16 protein-coding genes are annotated in these 16,017 nt (G+C 63.8%); 11 read left to right on the top strand and 5 right to left on the bottom strand.

Going from position 1 to position 16,017, the window contains the following annotated elements:
- Window positions 1–34 precede the first annotated feature (34 nt).
- The 7 genes from ASF14_RS05130 to ASF14_RS05160 all read left to right on the top strand — a co-directional run bounded on the left by ASF14_RS05130 (window position 35) and on the right by ASF14_RS05160 (window position 5,679).
- Window positions 35–517 carry a glucuronosyltransferase gene (locus ASF14_RS05130; protein WP_056432615.1) on the top strand — a complete coding sequence of 161 codons (483 nt, stop codon included), beginning with the start codon at window positions 35–37 and terminating at the stop codon, window positions 515–517.
- Complete coding sequence (locus ASF14_RS05135) at window positions 514–999, top strand: glycosyltransferase (protein WP_056432618.1); 486 nt, start codon at window positions 514–516, stop codon at window positions 997–999. Before ASF14_RS05130 ends, ASF14_RS05135 begins: the two co-directional genes overlap by 4 nt.
- Complete coding sequence (locus ASF14_RS05140; RefSeq protein ID WP_056432621.1) at window positions 999–2,084, top strand: endo-1,4-beta-xylanase; 1,086 nt, start codon at window positions 999–1,001, stop codon at window positions 2,082–2,084. The genes ASF14_RS05135 and ASF14_RS05140 overlap by 1 nt, the downstream gene beginning before the upstream one ends.
- A complete protein-coding gene (locus ASF14_RS05145) occupies window positions 2,081–3,253 on the top strand; it encodes a glycosyltransferase (protein ID WP_201780542.1) in 1,173 nt (390 codons plus the stop codon). The genes ASF14_RS05140 and ASF14_RS05145 overlap by 4 nt, the downstream gene beginning before the upstream one ends.
- Before the next feature lie 2 nt (window positions 3,254–3,255).
- Entirely contained in the window at window positions 3,256–3,744 is a 489-nt protein-coding gene (locus tag ASF14_RS22475) for an acyltransferase (RefSeq protein ID WP_056432624.1), read from the top strand.
- 94 nt (window positions 3,745–3,838) lie between these two features.
- On the top strand, window positions 3,839–4,732 hold the full coding sequence (locus ASF14_RS05155) for a glycosyltransferase family 2 protein (RefSeq protein ID WP_056432626.1): 894 nt from the start codon (window positions 3,839–3,841) through the stop codon (window positions 4,730–4,732).
- Window positions 4,733–4,737: 5 nt separating this feature from the next.
- On the top strand, window positions 4,738–5,679 hold the full coding sequence (locus ASF14_RS05160; protein WP_056432629.1) for a glycosyltransferase family 2 protein: 942 nt from the start codon (window positions 4,738–4,740) through the stop codon (window positions 5,677–5,679).
- 388 nt (window positions 5,680–6,067) lie between these two features.
- On the opposite strand, the gene ASF14_RS22125 is transcribed toward ASF14_RS05160, so the two are convergent.
- Entirely contained in the window at window positions 6,068–7,333 is a 1,266-nt protein-coding gene (locus ASF14_RS22125) for a sugar transferase (RefSeq protein ID WP_184106446.1), read from the bottom strand.
- A gap of 515 nt (window positions 7,334–7,848) precedes the next feature.
- On the opposite strand from ASF14_RS22125, the gene ASF14_RS05170 reads away from it, so the two are divergent.
- On the top strand, window positions 7,849–9,015 hold the full coding sequence (locus ASF14_RS05170) for a nucleotide sugar dehydrogenase (RefSeq protein ID WP_056432635.1): 1,167 nt from the start codon (window positions 7,849–7,851) through the stop codon (window positions 9,013–9,015).
- Between the two features lie 66 nt (window positions 9,016–9,081).
- Here ASF14_RS05170 and ASF14_RS05175 read toward each other — a convergent pair whose 3' ends face one another.
- The gene (locus tag ASF14_RS05175; protein WP_156361048.1) at window positions 9,082–10,161 is read right to left on the bottom strand and encodes a helix-turn-helix transcriptional regulator; all 1,080 of its coding nucleotides are present in this window, start codon (window positions 10,159–10,161) and stop codon (window positions 9,082–9,084) included.
- A gap of 342 nt (window positions 10,162–10,503) precedes the next feature.
- Here ASF14_RS05175 and ASF14_RS05180 point away from each other — a divergent pair, with 342 nt between their 5' ends.
- The 3 genes from ASF14_RS05180 (at window position 10,504) to pncA (ending at window position 13,673) form a co-directional block, all read left to right on the top strand.
- The gene (locus tag ASF14_RS05180) at window positions 10,504–12,504 is read left to right on the top strand and encodes an acyltransferase family protein (protein ID WP_082442087.1); all 2,001 of its coding nucleotides are present in this window, start codon (window positions 10,504–10,506) and stop codon (window positions 12,502–12,504) included.
- 164 nt (window positions 12,505–12,668) lie between these two features.
- Window positions 12,669–12,914, top strand: coding sequence for a hypothetical protein (locus ASF14_RS21285; RefSeq protein WP_156361049.1), 246 nt, complete (start codon window positions 12,669–12,671; stop codon window positions 12,912–12,914).
- Between the two features lie 141 nt (window positions 12,915–13,055).
- The gene (gene pncA / locus ASF14_RS05185; protein WP_056432644.1) at window positions 13,056–13,673 is read left to right on the top strand and encodes a bifunctional nicotinamidase/pyrazinamidase; all 618 of its coding nucleotides are present in this window, start codon (window positions 13,056–13,058) and stop codon (window positions 13,671–13,673) included.
- 41 nt (window positions 13,674–13,714) lie between these two features.
- Here pncA and ASF14_RS05190 read toward each other — a convergent pair whose 3' ends face one another.
- The 3 genes from ASF14_RS05190 to ASF14_RS05200 all read right to left on the bottom strand — a co-directional run bounded on the left by ASF14_RS05190 (window position 13,715) and on the right by ASF14_RS05200 (window position 16,015).
- Window positions 13,715–14,218 (bottom strand): cupin domain-containing protein, encoded by a 504-nt coding sequence (locus tag ASF14_RS05190; RefSeq protein ID WP_156361050.1) that lies wholly within the window; start codon window positions 14,216–14,218, stop codon window positions 13,715–13,717.
- Window positions 14,219–14,300: 82 nt separating this feature from the next.
- The gene (pnuC, locus tag ASF14_RS05195) at window positions 14,301–14,861 is read right to left on the bottom strand and encodes a nicotinamide riboside transporter PnuC (protein WP_056432647.1); all 561 of its coding nucleotides are present in this window, start codon (window positions 14,859–14,861) and stop codon (window positions 14,301–14,303) included.
- Entirely contained in the window at window positions 14,858–16,015 is a 1,158-nt protein-coding gene (locus ASF14_RS05200) for a phosphotransferase enzyme family protein (protein ID WP_056432650.1), read from the bottom strand. Before ASF14_RS05200 ends, pnuC begins: the two co-directional genes overlap by 4 nt.
- Window positions 16,016–16,017: the final 2 nt, after the last annotated feature.

The raw sequence follows: 16,017 nt of genomic DNA on the forward strand, positions 1-16,017 counted from the left end.
GACGTTTTCCCGCCTGCACGAGGGAGATAGCGTGATGGCATCGGGAGCTGCACAGGACGCTGGACGCACGGCGATACGCGTGCTCGCGGTGGCGTCGCAGGGCGGCCATTGGGAGCAGATGATGCTGCTGCGCAGCATGCTGGAAACCCACGCCACCCGCTTCGCCACGACCGAGGCCGACCTGCTGGCCAAGGCCGGGATCACCGACGGCATCATCCTGCCCGACTGCAATCTCGACGCCCCCTGGCCGAGCCTCAAATGCCTGATCCGGTCCTTCGTGACCGTGTTCCGCCTGCGGCCCAAGGTCATCATCTCGACCGGCGCGGCACCGGGCTTCTTCTGCCTGCTCGCCGGACGGCTGATCGGAGCCCGTACGGTGTGGATCGACAGCGTCGCCAATGTCGAGCAACTGTCCAAAAGTGGGACATTGGCGAAATGGGTCGCCAGCGAATGGCTGACCCAATGGTCGCATGTCGCCAAGCCGGACGGCCCCCATCATGTCGGAGGCGTGCTGTGATCTTCGTCACCGTCGGTACCCAGTTGCCCTTCGACCGGCTGATCGAGGCGATCGACACCATCGCGCCCTCGCTCGGCGAGCCGGTCTTCGCCCAGACCGGCGCCTCGACCTACACGCCGCGCAACATCGAATGGAGCGCGCGCATCCGCCCGATCGAGGTCGATGCCTATTTCGCCAAGGCGCGCGTCGTCGTCGCCCATGCCGGGATCGGCACCATCCTGACCTGCCAGCGTGTCGGTCGCCCGGTGATCCTGTTCCCGCGCCTTGTGGCGCATGGCGAACATCGCAACGACCACCAGATGGCGACGGTCGGCCAGCTCGAAGGGCGGCCCGGCCTCTATGTCGCCCGCACCGGCGAGGAACTGCACGCGCTGCTCGCCCGGGACCTTGCCCCGCCGCCCGGAACCGATGTGGTGCCGGAGGGGCGTCAGCGGCTGATGCAGCATCTCGATTCTGTCATCCGAAGCGCGGGCGCGCGGTGATGGCGGGCTGGACGCGCCGGGGCATATTGGCAGGGGGCAGTGCCGCCGCCATGACATTCGGCCTGCGGGCATCGGCCGCCGATGACGTCGCCTTGCGCTCGCTTGGGCGGGGCATCCGCTTCGGCGCCGCGATCGATCCGGAGGATCTGAAGGATCCGGTCATGCGCAGCCTGTTCCAGCGTCATTGCTCGTCGCTGACGCCGCGCAATGCGCTGAAATGGACCGGCACCGAAAAACAGCCCGGCGTGATCCAGTTCGACGATGCGGACAAGATCGCCGACTTTGCGCGCGAGATCGGTGCGGGCCTCTATGGCCATACACTGGTCTGGTATCGCGTCCCCGCTTGGGTCGACGCGATCACCAGCGCCGACGAGCTGCGGGCGGCGATGAACCGGCATATCGATGCGACGGTCGGCCATTTCGCCGGGCGCGCCTATGCCTGGGACGTGGTCAACGAGGTGATGGACTATGACGCGGCGCAGTGGCGTGCGTCGGTCTTCTATCGCCTGCTCGGCAAGGATCATGTCCGCGAGGCCTTCGAGCGCGCGCACCGCGCCGATCCCAAGGCGATTCTGGTCATCAACGAAACGCATCTGGAAAAGGCCGGGGCGAATTACGACGCCCGCCGCGCTATGATGCTCGACCTGCTGCGCGAGTTGCGCGGGGCGGGCGTTCCGGTTCATGCGATCGGACTTCAGGCGCATTTCCGCCCCGGCTTCGACCAACTCGACGCCCCCGCCCTGACCGCGTTCCTGCGCGAAGTCGGCAAGCTGGGCATGGGCGCCTATATCACCGAGATGGACGGATCTTGCCGCTTTGCGCATCGGCTGCCTCCCACGGCGACGCAGGGCGATATCTATGGCCAGGTCTTTGCCGACATGGTGCGCACCGTCGCCGCGACGGGCACGCTGCGCGGGGTCACGACCTGGGGGCTGCGCGAGAAATTCTCCAAGGCGGAAGCGCGCCAGGGCCATGGCTGCCGCGCGCGTGCGCTGTTGTATGACGAAGACCTGACCCCCCTGCCCGCGCTCGACGCGCTGGCGGGCGCGCTGCGGAATACGGGTTCGTCACGGAGCAAGCGATGAACGACATGACCCAGGCGACCGGCGACCGCCGGAAGGTCGCGATCTTCGTCGAGCGTTTCCTGCCGCCCAGCCAGGCTTTTGTCCTGGCGCAGGCGCACGGTTACGAACACTATGCGCCGCGCTTCCTGGTCGGCAAGCGGATCGATCAGGGCCATGGCGGCCAGACCGACCTGCCGGTCCATGCCATCGACGCCTCGCCCGCGATGAAGGCGGGGTCGCTGCTGCTCAAGATTCCGCGCATCGCGGCCCCCGCCCTGTTCCCGCCGCTGGCCGGGGCCGACCTGATCCATGCCCATTTCGGCAAGAATGGTTATGTGCTGGGTCCGCTCGCCAAGGCGCTGGGACGGCCGCTGGTCACGACCTTCCACGGTTTCGACGCCACCTATCGCGGCGATCCCAAAAAGCCCGGCGGGTTCAATCAGGTGCGTTTCTTCGCCAAGGGCCGTGCCCGGATGGCGCAGGCGGGCGGCTATAATATCGCGGTGTCCGACTTTATCCGTGACCGGCTGCTCGGCCTCGGTTTCTCGCCGGAATCGATCTTCCGCCACTATATCGGCGTCGATACGCGGGTGTTCCGTCCCGATCCCAGCCCGCGTGTGCCGGGCCGGGTCGTGTCGATCGCGCGGTTCGTCGAATATAAGGGCTATCGCTATATGATCGACGCGCTGGCGCAGGTCGCAGCCCAAGGCATCACGGTCGATTATGTGATGATCGGCGACGGTCCGCAGGCGGACGAAACGCTGCGTTATGCCCGCTCGAAGCTGCCCCAGGTCACGCACCATGCGCGATTGAGCCAGGAGGCGATCCGCGCCGAGCTGGGTCAGGCGCAAATCTATCTGCATGGCAGCGTCACGCTCGACAATGGCCATGCCGAGGCGTTCGGCATCGCCAATCTGGAGGCGCAGGCCGTCGGCACGCCGGTGGTCGCCTTCCGCTCGGGCGGGGTCGGCGAGGCGGTGGAGGAAGGCCGGACCGGCCTGCTCGCCGACGAGCGCGACGTCGACACCATGGCGGCGGCGTTGGCGAGCCTGTTGTCCGATCATGACCGTTGGCGCGCCTTTCACGAGCGGGCCCCGGCCTGGGTGGCGGAGCGGTTCGACCTTGTCGCGCAGACCCGCCTGCTCGAAGACTATTATGACCGCGTCCTCGCGGACCATCGGGGGAAATAGCCGTGGCGCGTACCACCGGAGCCAAACCCAAATGGGGGCTCAACCGACTGAAGAAGCTGCGCAACGTTTTCGTCGAGGCGAAGCGTTTCTGGTATGTCCGCTTTTGGGGCATGGACATTCACCCGACCGCGCAATTCTCGCTGTCGGCCAAGTTCGACCGGACGAACCCCAAGGGTCTGCATATCGGCGAGGAAAGCTATGTCGCCTTCGACGCCGCGATCCTGACCCACGACCTGACGCGCGGCCTGTATCTGGATACCTGGATCGGGCGTCGCTGCTTCATCGGGGCGCGCAGCATCATCCTGCCGGGCATCCGGATCGGTGACGAATGCGTCATCGGGTCGGGCTCGGTGGTGACCAAGGATGTGCCGCCGAATTCGCTGGTCGCGGGCAATCCGGCGCGCGTCATCCGCAGCAACCTGCGGATCATCTCGCGATATGGCCGGATCGGCGCGGACGAAGAGATTGATCCGGTCGACCCGGTCGCGTGACAATTTGTAAATCGGCACGGGTTCGTCATCGCGGCGTCGCATATTTCCATGCTAATGCGATCAGGCGACAGATTATGGGGACGTGCGAGGAGATATGATGAAGCTGTCGGTCCTCATCAACAACTATAATTACGCCCAGTATCTGCGGGCCTGTATCGACAGCGTGCTGTCGCAGGACCATGCGGCGTATGAGATCATTGTCGTCGACGACGGGTCGACCGATGACTCGCGATCGGTGATTGCCAGCTATGGCGATGCGATCACGCCGGTGCTGAAGGCCAATGGCGGTCAGGCGTCCAGCTTCAACGCCGGCTTTGCCGCGTCGAGCGGCGACATCCTCATGATGCTGGATGCGGACGATTATTTCCTGCCGGGCAAGCTGGCGCAGGTCGCCACCATCTATTCGAGCCACAAGGTCGGCTGGTGCTTCGACCGGGTGACCAACGAGGAGGATGCGGGCATCGCCGATCCGGTCGTGCTGACTCCGATCGACAAGCGCGAGACGATGCGCGCCGGGGGCTTCCCCACCCTGCCCGTGCCGACCTCCGGCCTGACCTTCCACCGCTCGATCCTGTCGCAGATCCTGCCGATGCCGCTCGCCGACGACGTGGTGCTGAGCGACAATTACCTGAAGTTCGCGGCGGCCTATCTGGCGCCCGGCATGCTCGTCGAGACGCCGCTGACCTTCCAGCGGCTGCACGCCACCAACCGCTACACCAATACCGACCGCGCCAAGTCGCTGAAGCCGCAGATCATGATGGCGACCGGCCTGCACCTCGCCCGGCGTTTCGACGGGCTGGGCCGCATGGGGAAGAGCCTGGTGACGGGCGGCATCGCCGATGCGCATCTGGGGCTGACCGACACGCTGGCCGAGATCGACCGGGTAGCGCGCGAGGCACGCGGCATGGGCTGGACGCGGCAGAACCTGACGACACAGGTGGTGCGCAAGCGGCTGACCGGCGCAGCCAAATCGCTGTTGGGGCGCTGAGGGCGATGGCCGACACCGCCCCCGTCCACGTCACCCTCGGTGTTCTCACTTTCAAACGGCCCGAGGGGATCGACAAGCTGCTGCGCGTCATGCGGAACCAGCATCGCGATCCGGCGCGGCCCTGGCGGCTGAGCATCGTCGTCGTGGACAATGACGCAGGCGGCAGCAGCCGGGATGCGGTGTTGGCCCATGCCGATCACCCCGAATATGACCTGCATTACGTGATCGAGCCGCAACAGGGCATTCCCATCGCCCGCAACCGGGCAATGGACAGCGCGCCTGCGACGACCGAATTGTTCTGCTTCCTCGACGATGACGAGTGGCCGGTGGATGGATGGCTGGACTCGATGCTGCGCACCCGCGCGGCGACGGGGGCGGACTGCGTCTATGGCCCGATCGAGCCGGTGTTCGAAGGGCCGGTCGACGACTGGCTTCGTCGCAGCAAGCTCTACGACCGCAAGCGCTATCGCGAGGGTGAGAAGTTGAATTTCGCGGCGTCGAACAATGTCATGTTCGACCTGGCGCGTTTCCGCGCGCTCGATCTGCGCTTCGATGCGCGGATGCGGTTCACCGGCGGCAGCGACTATCTGTTCTTCAATCAGGCGTTTCGGCGCGGCATCCGCATCCATTGGTCGAGCGAAGCGCTGGTCTACGACATGTTCCCGGTCAACCGGCTGACGATGAAGTGGCAGCGCCAGCGGCAATATCGGCTGGGCAACACCTTCGCCGTCGCGACCCGGATCGAGGGGACAAACGCCGAAAAGGCCAAGCAACTGGCGCGCGGCGTCGTCCGCATGGGCCTGGGCGCCGCCATGTCGCCCGCCATGCTGGTCTCGCCCTATTGGGGCGGACGTGCGATGGTCCATCTGCTGCGCGGGGCGGGCCTGACGATGGGCATATTGGGTCACGCCTATCAGGAATATGCCCCGTCCAAGATGAAGGGCTGAAGGCTCGGGGATCGGCTGGGTAATTGGGTCCCTATCGGGGGCCCCGCAATCCTGCCTGACCATCACAGCGGGGGCCGCAATCCAGTCGGGAAGACGCTTCCCATTCTTCATATAGTGCCGCAACTGGGCCCTGGCCTTTGCCGGGGTCGAGCTTCAACGGTGTCATGGCGTTTTATCCACGGCTGAAGCGCGTGCGGTTCGCACGGATCGATGTCCTTCCGCGAAGCCTGACCGCCTGTCACATCATCTTGCAAGGAAGCCTCGGCCGAACGACAGCATCGCGGGGCCCCACAAACGAAAAGGCAGCCTCGGTCATGGACCGGAGCCGCCTTTTCGTTGCGCCATCATGCCTGGAGCGCCCCGGCCGAAACCGGAGTTCGCAAGACCATCAATATGCGTTGCGGTGAAGCAGGACCTGGAACGTCTGCAGCACGATGCGCAGGTCGCGCCAGATCGACCAATGCTCCAGATATTCCAGATCGGCCTGGAGCCGGTTGCGCAGATCGTCCTCGATCACCGTCGCGCCCCGGAAGCCGCGCACCTGCGCCAGGCCGGTCAGCCCCGGCTTGACCGAGTGGCGATGCCAATAGCGGCCATCGACTTCCCAGAACAGCTTCTCGGCAGCGCGCGAACCCAGCGCGTGCGGGCGTGGGCCGACGATGCTCATGTCGCCCTTCAGCACGTTGATGATCTGCGGCAGTTCGTCCATGCTGGTCATGCGGATAAAGCGGCCGACCTTGGTGATGCGGTCGTCGTCGCGCGAGGCGGAACGGTTGCCCGCCCCGTCACTGCCCTCGACATACATGCTGCGGAATTTCAGGATGTGGAACATCTCGTTGCCCCAGCCGATGCGAACCTGACGGAACAGGATCGGCCCCGGGCTCGTCACCTTGACCGCCACGGCGATGATGCCCAGCACGGGTGCCAGCAGGAACAGGGCCAGCCCCGAAACGGCGATGTCGAACAGTCGCTTGAGGAATCGATCGAACAGTCCCAGCGGCCCGACCGTCACGATCATGGTCGGCGTGTTGGCGCAGGACGAAATGCCCAGCGGCGCCAGCTTGGACAGTTCGGGCACGAAGATCTCACTCTGCACCCCGGTACCCTTGAGCGCGCTGGCCCAGGCGATCCGACGCTCGGGCGGGCATGCGACGACCACGCGGTCGGCACTGGCGACGAGTCGCGCCAGACGGTCGTACATGATGGGATCGTGCAGATCGGGGTCAAAGCGGTCACCCGTCTCCACCACCTGCGAAAAGTCGCCGTCCGGCACTGGGGCCTGGCCGTCGCGCAGCAGCATCACCGTGAACGGATTGCCGCCGATGATCGACGTCATGTTCCGGACAAAAGCATAGCGTGCACTAACGATCAGGATGGTCCCGGTCAGCGCGCCCAGCGCCATCACCGCGCGCGGGAAATCCTCGCTCGCCTGGAAGACGAAGGCCAACAGGATGACGGCGCAGACAGAAAGCAGCAATGCCTTGGCGCCTTGCGATGCAGCATAGCGCGGGTTCTGGAGATTGTCCTGGTCATAGGCGCGGATCGAAAAGGACGTAATGAAGTACACGGCTACCAGCGTCGCAATCGCTACACCCCAGCGCGTATGTCCCGCCAGGGCTACACGCAGACTAACCGCCGCAACAAAGCCGCCCAACAGGCAGGCCAAGTCTATCAAGATCAGGGCGACAAGCGCGCGAAAACGGAGAATCGATGCCGGAATATTCAAACGCTTGACCCTTTGCCGTGGCGCTTCGCCTTGGAATGTCCGCATTTCCATGACAGCCCACCTGCTCTGGTTTCTGTTGATACCGTTGAATGTAGCCGCAGCGCCTCATTCCGAATAGATATTTTGCGCTGCAACATCGTCTCACGGTGGAATGCCGATGCCAAGCCTAAAAACCTGGTAATTAACCGTCCATGACGCAAAAACAGGCCCTTATGGGTTAAAAAATGAGGCGTTTCCTGGCTTGTCAACCCTTCATCGCACTGCAGCATGGCATTTTTCCAGGGCCTGCGGGACAGGTGGACGGTGCTCTTTTCGCGACCGTCCCACCCAAGGGCAGTTTGTGGAGGTGTCGGGCGTCCATAGGGGGTTGTCCGGGGGGGCGCCGCACGGCTAGTCCCAAGCGGCAAAGGCTCTGAACGGGTCCAGCTTATGGGGTTTGACGAATGAAGATCGCTGTTTTCGGCCTCGGTTATGTCGGCATGTCCAATGCCGTATTGCTCGCCCAGCACAACGACGTCGTTGCGGTCGACATCTCGGTCGAGCGGGTCGCGATGGTCAATGACCGCAAGTCGCCGATCATCGACACCGAACTGGAAGAGTTCCTGGCCAACCGCACGCTTTCGCTGTCCGCGACCACGGACGCGGCGCAGGCGCTGGCCGGTGCGGATTTCGTGATCGTGGCGACGCCGACCAATTATGACGTCGACACCAACAAGTTCAACACCAGTTCGGTCGAGGCGGTCATCGAGCAGGCGACCGTCCATGCGCCGAACGCGACCATTGTCGTCAAGTCGACCATCCCCGTCGGCTTCGTCGACGACGTCCGCGCGCGCCTGAAGACCGAGCAGGTCATCTTCAGCCCCGAATTCTTGCGCGAAGGCCGCGCGCTGTACGACAATCTCCACCCCTCGCGCATCATCGTGGGCGAGCGGTCGGAGCGGGCGCGCACCTTCGCCAACCTGTTGCTGGAAGGTGCGGAGAAGAAGGATGCCCCCATCCTCTTCACCGACGCGCGCGAGGCCGAGGCGATCAAGCTGTTCGCCAACACCTATCTTGCGATGCGCGTCGCCTTCTTCAACGAACTGGACAGCTATGCGATCGCCGGGAACATGGACACGCGCCAGATCATCGAGGGCATCGGCCTCGATCCGCGCGTCGGCACGCATTACAACAACCCCAGCTTCGGTTATGGCGGCTACTGCCTGCCCAAGGATACCAAGCAGCTGCTGGCCAATTATTCCGAAGTCCCGCAGAACCTGATCCGCGCGATCGTCGACGCCAATCGCACGCGCAAGGATTTCCTGGCCGATCAGATCATCGCCCGCCGCCCGCGCAAGATGGGTGTCTTCCGCCTCACGATGAAGGCCGGTTCGGACAATTTCCGCCAGTCCTCGATCCAGGGCATCATGAAGCGCGTAAAGGCCAAGGGCATCGAGGTCGTCGTGTACGAACCCGCGCTGGAAGAAGACCAGTTCTTCGGCTCGCGCGTCGTGCGCGATCTGGATGCGTTCAAGGCGGAATGCGATGTCATCATCGCCAACCGCAACGCACCGGAACTGGCGGACTGCCCCGAAAAGCTGTTCACCCGCGACATCTTCGGTTCGGACTAATCGGCTTGCGGGGCCGGAGCATCCTCGCTTCGGCCCCGTCCATCCTCGGCCGGTGAAGCCGACGCCTTATGCAAAGGGCGAGCTGTACCGGCCGAGCAGGCCGACCAACTCGCTCTGCCGCCGCACCCCCGTCTTCTGAAATACCACGCGCAGGTGCACGCGGGCGGTGCCGTAGGTCATACCCAGATGCGCTGCCGCATCCTGCAACGCGACGCCCTCCGCCAGATGACGCGCCAGCCGCGCCTCGGTCGGGGTCAGGTCGAACAATAGGCGAAGCAGATCCGCGCCCGGGATTGCCCGGTTTTCACCGCCGGCGGTCAGCAGCAGCAGTCCGTCACTTTCGAACAGGTCGCGCGCGGAGCGCACCAGCGGGACGATATGCATGACCTGGATCGGTGTGCCCGCCCTATCACGCACGACGATCGATCCCGCCTGATGGCGGAGCCGACCCGGCATCGAAAGTGCGGTCTTCAAGGCAGCATTTGCGTGCGGATCGGCGAAGCACAGTGTTGCGTGATGATCGGAGGCCAGGGATCCGAACTGGTCGCGGAACGCCTGATTGGTGGCTCGTAGCCGACCATTCGCCCCGACGATCGCCGCCGCCGACCCGATCAGCGCCAGCCCGTCGACCAGCCCCTGCGCACGGGCATTCTGGATCTGCGACGCCAGGCTCATCGCCCGGCCGATGTGTGGACGAAGCGCATCCAGATGCGGCAGAGCGGCCCTTGCGGCCTCGTGGCTTTCAAACGCCTCGATCGTCATCACGAGCATGTCGTGATGCGCGCCCTGAAGCAGCGTCCCGGCCCCCGCGCAGGCGCCGCGTGGTTTGAAGAATTCCTGGTAGACGGACATCGTTGCGATATCGTCGAGGCTGCGAACGTCCGTGTCCGTCACGAATTGCGGCGAACGTTGATGGACCAATGGCGCACCGCGCTCGTTCCTCTCCATCCACCCTTCCGCGACATAGTCCGCAAAGAGTTCGGCCACGCCCGGCGACGCCATGTGGAACCCGGTACCGTCCGTCGCCGAGAAAATGATACCCCCGCGCGCGCCCACCGATCCCGCGATGAGGTCGAGCATGTCCGGCCATTTCTCGGGCGAGCCGCCAGCTTCGTACAGGCTGGCCAACACTGTTGCATCAACCATGAACATAGATCCGGATTGGATGTATAGACCGCCATTTCAAAGCTGAATTCGCGACGATATGCAACATGGATTAATGATCAGTATCCGCCCTGGCCGAATGAAGAAGCGACGCGACTTGGCGAACGTCGCAAAGCGCACGGGTGCGGCGGACTCCCCGCCCCGTATTCCGAGGCGAGCCATACTGCGGGTCGAAGGTATATACTCCCTTCGATGTCCTAAAACCTGACACGCGTTGAAGTTTACCGACCGATCGCATGTTGTTCGGATTGCGGCGGGATGCGATTACTGGGTTAAATATGCTCATCGGGCGGGCGGTGAGTTGCGATCTTGGGGGCAACTATCATGCAGTTTTCATATCGAAGGGACGTGGATGGACTACGCGCCATCGCGATCGTCTCGGTCGTCCTTTTCCACTATGGAATATCGTTGTTTGCTAACGGCTTCCTTGGCGTCGACATTTTCTTCGTCATCAGCGGATACCTGATCACGTCGATCATCTATCGCGAGATGATCAGGGGGGAATTCACCTATGCGAAATTCTACTCCCGTCGATTTCGGCGCATTTTGCCGGCTCTCATCGCCGCCGTCGCGGTCACGACGATCGTGGCCTGGAGCTTGCTTCCCCCCTATGATCTGAAGCGTTACGCGATAACCGCGATCGGCGCCTTGTCGGGCTTGTCCAATTTCGCGTTCTTCAGTTTTGTCGATTATTTTTCCCCTAAGGCGGATCGTCAGCTCCTGTTGATGACCTGGTCCCTGGGCGTCGAAGAGCAGTTCTACATCCTGTTCCCGCCCGCCATGGCGTTCCTGATCGGCTGGCGAAAGAAAATGCTGCTGCCAATTGTGACAGGGATCACAAGCGCTTCGCTGCTATTAGCCATCGCCGCCAATCACTACCGGCCCGAAGCGGCTTTTTACCTCATACCGTTCCGCGCCTGGGAATTGGGCGTCGGAGCCCTGCTCGCGCTGGCGGGGGCGAACGGGATCGGCCGGTTGCTGTCGCGGCGCGTTCAAGAGGCATTGGCGGCTGGCGCCATCCTGTTGTTCGCCCTGGCCATCGGGATCGGAAGCGGCTTTCCGATCATCGCGCTGAACGCCATGGCCGTCATCGGCGCGGCCATGCTGATCCTGTCGCAAGACTCGTCGGTCAATCGTCACATCCTTTCGTCTCGGCTCTTCGTCGGCGTCGGTCTGATTTCCTATTCCTGGTATCTGTGGCACTGGTTGCCCGTTGCGGTCATGCATGTCCTGGAAATCGATCTCGGCATCACCGGCCGGATCGTGGCGATCCTGTGCACCCTGGTCGCAGGTATATTGAGCTACTATGTGATCGAGACGCCGTTCCGCCGCGCTCCCAGCGATCACAGGCGTGTGCTGCGTCGCTATGCGGTCGCTGTCGGCATTGCGGCCGTACCGCTGGCCATTTTGGTCGCGACTAAGGGCCTTCATCCGTTGGCGTCTCCGCAGATCAAGGCCGTCGAGGCGGACACGCTGGGCGCCCTCAAAAACCCGTGCCTCGCCAAATATGGCGAACAGGATCCCAGGCTGGGTGCGGCATGCATGTCCGACACGAACAAACCCGCTGTCGCACTGATCGGCGATAGCCACGCCAATGCGATAGCCGCCGGTATCCGGTCGATCGCCGAGAAACGGGGCCTGGCGTTCGACCAGTTGACGAAATCGTCCTGCCCGGCCCTGCTCGATTATACGCGTTACATGCCCAATCATCCGGGCCATGATCGTGAATGCGCCCATTTCATGCGCGCCGCGGTGTCCATCTTGCGCGATCATCCCGAGATCAGGACAGTCGTTCTGGCAAGCTATTGGGCAGCCTCTTTCGACGAGGAGGCCGACGGCTTCCGCTATGCCCCGGCGCAGGGCGACGGCGCCGGCACCACATTGGCGCAGAGCCGCCAAAATCTGGCCAATGGCCTGAAGGAGATGATCACGGCGATCCACGACATGGGCCGCGAGGTCGTCGTGTTGCAAGACGTACCCCGTTTCAAGGTCGATCCCTCGACCATCGGGCTGGCCGACATAATGCCGGTTCGGGAGGTGATCACACGGCTCATCGCTCCCGAACGACACAAGGGCTTGGTCAGGGGGCATAGACTGGCACCCGCCACCGTCGTCCCGGATAGCGCGCGTAGGATCGTTCAGGCGGCGGCCACCCCTCGCGATGGAGTCCGGCTTGCCGACCCGGTTGCGTCGCTCTGCAATGAAGAGGGATGTCTGTTTCGGACCGGGACGACGATTTTCTACACGGACTCGCAACATCTTTCCAATTCCGGCGCACGGGAACTGGCCAGCCGACTGCCGCTTGTCACGAGGGAGGTCCGCTGACCGGGGCGGCCCATATCGTCGCCCTTTCCCCGCGCTTTTCCGCGCCTAGGTGCTTGTGCAAGACCAGTGCTTCACCGAGGCGGCGATCGGGCCACTTCCGCCAATATGAGGCCTGCTTCAAAATCACGGACCGTGCGTTCGTGTCGGGCAAGAAGGAGAAGGTCATGTCCCAGCAAGCCCCTACAGCCCCAGAACCTGCCAGCTTTGCCGATCTGCCTATCCAGCGGACCGGATCGGGCGTGCAGGATCTCGAGATCGCCTATGAGCAGATGGAACTGGCCAGCGGCGACGCCGCATCGGCGGACGAAGCGCTGGGCCAGGGTGTCGAGGGCGTATCCCCCGGCGGTGACACCGTGATGCCTATCGAGGACGAAGACGCCGCGATCATCAGCGCCGCCCATCCGAGCTGACCACGCTGCGGTTTCGCTGTCTTCCACCCTATGGCCATGTCGCGCTGACGCTGGCCATAGGGTTCCACTGATCCTAAACCGCTTCCGCTTGCAAGGGAGACGCAGATGGGAAGCCGGCCTCTGACAGACGATCAAGCCATCATGGAATCGGACGCCCTCATCATCGTCGATCCGCAAATGGATTTCTGTCCCGGCGGTCTATTGGCCGTAGCGGGTGGCGACGAAATCATGGCGGGCATCGACGCGCTCGCCTCGCATCTCCGCCATGTCGTCATCACGCAGGACTGGCATCCTGCGGGTCATCTATCTTTTGCAAGCAGCCATGCCGGTCGACAGCCCTTCGATAGGATTTCAATGCCTTATGGCGAACAGGTGTTGTGGCCTGATCACTGTGTCCAGGGAACTACCGGGGCCGAATTCCATCCCGGCGTGCAAGGCGCGGTCGACCGTGCCGATCTGATCATCCGAAAAGGCTGTAATCCGCAGGTCGATTCCTATTCGGCCTTTTATGAGAATGACCGGACAACGAAGACCGGGCTTGCGGGCTATCTCCGGGACAAGCAGGTCCGGCGATGCGTGTTTGTCGGGCTGGCCTATGACTTTTGCGTGGCCTGGTCGGCCCTGGATGCCCGGCGCGAGGGCTTTGAGGCCGTCATCCTGAAGGATCACACACGAGCGATCGGCATGCCGCTCGACAACGGCACGACGATCGACGACGCAGAGGCACGGTTCCGCGCCGCCGATGTCCGTTTCGTCTAGGACGCAGCGACATTCCATGACCCCATACGCCCCGCCCCGGTTCACCGGGCGGGTAGCTTGGTCCCCAGCAGCACCAGACGATCGCCGGTGATCCCGAACCAGTGCGGCACACCCGCTGGCAGCAGCACCACATCGCCGGGCCGTAGCGGGCGCGTCGTCCCGCCCTCGATCCGCTCCCCCTCGACCAGATCGGCGCGGTTTTCGACCGGGGTGATGAGGATGCCGCCGGATATCAGCGTACCGGCACCTTCCAGCACGATGGCATATTCCGCCTCTGCCGGATGAACCGCCGGACGGCCGGGCTTTTTCCATATCTCGATCGCAGCGACGCGCACGCCGTCGCGGACCAACGGACGCCATGCGAAGCCCTGGCCCGGCTTCATATCGGCCAGCATCGCCGCAATCTGCCCGCGAACCTCCTTGGCGCTCGCAAAACCGGTGGCCCCGGGACCGGCCGGAACGTCGCCCGATTGCGCCATCGCGCCGGTCGACGCCAATAGCATCGAGGCGATGACGGCGGATATTTTCCTGATCGAAATCGGCATCTTACAACCTCTCCCTGTTATGGGATGGTTGTTGCACCAAGCGATGGTCGCGGCAACAGGTCCGCTGCTGAATTGCCATCCGTCAGTTCCGAGACGCAGCCGCCCGCCAATCGCGATAGCCGATGACCGCAAGGCCGATCATTACCGCATACAGCCCAGCGGTCAGCATCAGGCCCTTGAACAGGAACATGCCCACATAGACGATATCGACCGCGATCCAGAGCAGCCAATTCTCACGGTGCCGCCGCGCGGTCCAATATTGCGCGACCAGGCTGAAACTGCTGAGCGTCGCGTCCAGCCATGGCAGCGCAGCATCGGTGTGGCGACTGGTGAACCAGCCGATCGCCACCGCCCCCAGCGCGCCGATCGCCAGACCCGCCCCGGCTTTCGAACGCGTCAAAGGCTTTACGACGACCGCGCCGGTGGCGTTCCGGTTACGGCGCCAGACGATCCAGCCATAGACGATGCCGATGCCGAACACCGCCTGCAGCGCCATGTCGGCATAGAGCCGCACATCGAGGAACAGCTTGAAGTAGAGCGCGCAGGCGACGAGGTTCAGTGGCCAGCAGAACACGTTGCGCCGCGCCGTCAGCCAGATCGCCAGGAAGCTGATGGCGACCGCCGCGATCTCCAGTGCCGTCATGACAGGGCCAACCCCGCGCGAAGGCAGGCGAGGAATTCCCGACCCGCGACCGATTGAAACCAGTCGGCATGGCCCAGAAGATACCCGTCCCATGCGAGCAAGGCCGCATCAGGATCACCGACCACCCCGGCAAAATAGTCGATCTCGGACAAGGCGAACTCGATATGCACCAGCGGCAGGAGCCGGACGATCGTCTCCTTCGCGACGGCATCGAGCGGGCGGATCGTTTCATATCCGGCGATCAGGGACAGCGCGGCCATGGGATCGGCGATATGGTCGTCCCGCCCCTCCCCCGGGTCCAACCAGGCAAAGGCCGTCCGCTCGATCGCGGTCGCCAGATCATGCGCCGCGCAGGTCCGGTCGGCCAGCCCGAAGTCGAACACGGTTTCGACCTGGCCGTCCGCTGCCCAAAGCAGGTTGGAGGGATGCCAGTCATTATGGGTCCACAAGGGCTTTTGCAGGGCCAGCAAAGCCGCAATCCCTTCGCCCGACGTGGCAAATAGCGACGCCAAGCTCTTATACCATGGCCGTTTTTCGAGAAACGCCCCGAGCGCAGGCCGGGCATCGACATAGGCCTGAGCCGCCGCTATCGGATCGACGGCGGACAGGATCGAGAGGCTGCCGACCAGAGGCTGCACGATGCGCGCTGGAGCGGCATAACCTTCGGAAGCGCGATGCAACCGCGCGAGTGCGACCCCGGCGGCATGGGCATGGCCATGGGACTGAAAGGGCGTCCAGGACAAACAATCCCGATACAAATCCTCTCCAGGCGCCCGCCGGTGAAGCTCGTAGGTCCAGTCACCCCGCGAGATCGCACTCGCTCCCTCCCCGGTGCGCAACAGGTCCGGCACGGGAATTTCGGCGGCGGCGAGATGGGCGATGAAGCCATGCTCCTCCGCCAGTCCCGCCACGCTCCGCACCCGGCGATCATGCCGCTTCAGGAGCAGCGTATCGCCGCCGGTATGGATCAGCGTCGCAGCGGAAAAGGGACGCGGCGAATGCCAGTGCAGCGCTTCGATGGCGGGTGCATCTGGAAAGCACGCCAGCACCGCCGCCGCTTCGTCGGGTGTGATAGCGGGCCAGGTGGGGGCTTCCATCGCCAGCCCCATGCCGTGCACGCGGTGCGCCCCGCCCGGATCGCCTGCCCCGCTCATGC

The sequence above is a fragment of the Sphingomonas sp. Leaf257 genome, assembly GCF_001422185.1.
Taxonomy (GTDB): domain Bacteria; phylum Pseudomonadota; class Alphaproteobacteria; order Sphingomonadales; family Sphingomonadaceae; genus Sphingomonas; species Sphingomonas yabuuchiae.